General features: G+C 53.2%; 1 protein-coding gene. It reads left to right on the forward strand.

Annotated features, from left to right (window positions below; all coding sequences use genetic code 11):
• Window positions 1-1,843 (forward strand): DUF1601 domain-containing protein (locus ACO6V1_RS23750; RefSeq protein WP_422469040.1); only part of this gene is annotated, 1,843 nt, incomplete at both ends.

A 1,843-nucleotide genomic window follows, 5' to 3' on the forward strand; every position in this document is an offset into this window, starting at 1 on the left:
ATGGCGAAACTGGTGGACAACGGGCAGGAGCAGACACCAGAGTTCAACGAGGCCGTGGTCGCGCTGTTGCCCCACGTGAACGCACAGAAAGAACAATTTAATGCCCAGGGTGTCACCAACCTGCTGTGGGCCATGGCAAAACTGGTGGATAACGGGCAGGAGCAGACGCCAGAGCTCAACGAGGGTGTGGTTGCGCTGTTGCCCTGCGTGAACGCACAGAAAGCTCACTTTAAACCACAGGAAATCGCCAACCTGCTGTGGGCCATGGCGAAACTGGTGGACAATGGGCAGGAGCGAACACCAGAGTTCAACGAGGCCGTGCCCGCGCTGTTGTCTCGGGTAAACGCACATAAAGACCGATTTGATGCACAGGGTATTACCAACCTGCTGTGGGCCATGGCGAAATTGGTGGACAACGGCCAGCAGCGGACACCAGGGCTCAACGAGGCCGTGGCCGCGCTGCTGCCCTGCGTGAATGCACAGAAAGACCAATTTATTCCTCAGCATTTCGCCAACCTGCTGTGGGCCATGGCGAAACTGGTGGACAACGGGCAGGAGCGGACATCAGAGATCAAAGAGGCCGTGGCCGCGTTGTTGCCCCACGTGAACGAACAGAAAGACCAATTTAATGCCCAGGGTATCACCATCCTGCTTTGGGCCATGGCGAAACTGGTTGACAGCGGGCAGAAGCGGACACCAGCGCTCAAAGAGGCCGTGGCCGCACTGTTGCCCCACGTGAATACACAGAAAGCTAACTTTAAACCACAGGAAATCGCCAACCTGCTATGGGCCACGGCGAAACTGGTGGACAACGGGCAGGAGCGGACACTGCAGCTTAAAGAGGCCGTGGCCGTGCTGTTGCCACAAGTGAACCCAGAGAAAGCTAACTTTAAACCACAGGAAATCGCCAGCCTGCTGTGGGCCATGGCGAAACTACTGGACAACGGGCAGGATAGGACACCAGAGCTTAAAGAGGCCCTGGCCACGCTGTTGCCACACGTGAACGCACAGAAAGATAACTTTACACCACAGGCTATCGCCAACCTGCTGTGGGCCATGGCGAAACTGGTGGATAGCGGGCAGGAGCGGACACCAGAGTTTAACGAGGCCGTGGCCGCGCTGTTGCGCCACGTGAACACACAGAAAGCTAACTTTAAACCACAGGAAATCGCCAATCTGCTGTGGGCCACGGCGAAACTGGGTGAGTTCGTTGAGCTGAACATGGTTACCTCTATGTTCGAATCGCTTGTTTACCGAATCAGTGAAACCCCTCAGCTCTCACAGCAAAACATATTGATGTCTCTCTGGGGAGTAATGGTTTGCTGTGCCAGGTTGTCTCTAGACTCCAATAACAATAACTGGCTTGAAAAACACATGGATGACCTGTTTACTCGTCTGGAAAACACCTCCCCAGACAATGAAGAAGATCAATCCATCACTGCTATGGCCGCAAGCTGGCTTGGGAGAGCGTGCCCGGTCGTCCCCCATTACCAGACTACCATGTCAAAACGTCAATCCGACTTTCGCGATCAACTCCAATCAAGCTTTCCCTCTTTGCAGATTGAAGAAGAAAAGAGTCTGAACTCATTGCCTCCGGTTGACCTGCTACTGCCAGATCACAACATGGTGATTGAAGTTCAGGGTCCCTCTCATTACGTGGGTGGTGATTTCAAAACCAGGAATGGTTCGACGCTGCTGAAAATCGCACTGTTGCAAAAAGCAGGATTTGAGGTCATTGAAATCCCAATTAACATGCTTTGGAACCGGAATTCAATGAAACGATGTATTGATCAAATAAAGGCCAGGGTAGACATCTCGTCACAACGTCATGGCTCTGTATCAG

The sequence above is a fragment of the Endozoicomonas sp. ALC013 genome, from assembly GCF_049310205.1.
Taxonomy (GTDB): Bacteria; Pseudomonadota; Gammaproteobacteria; order Pseudomonadales; family Endozoicomonadaceae; genus Endozoicomonas.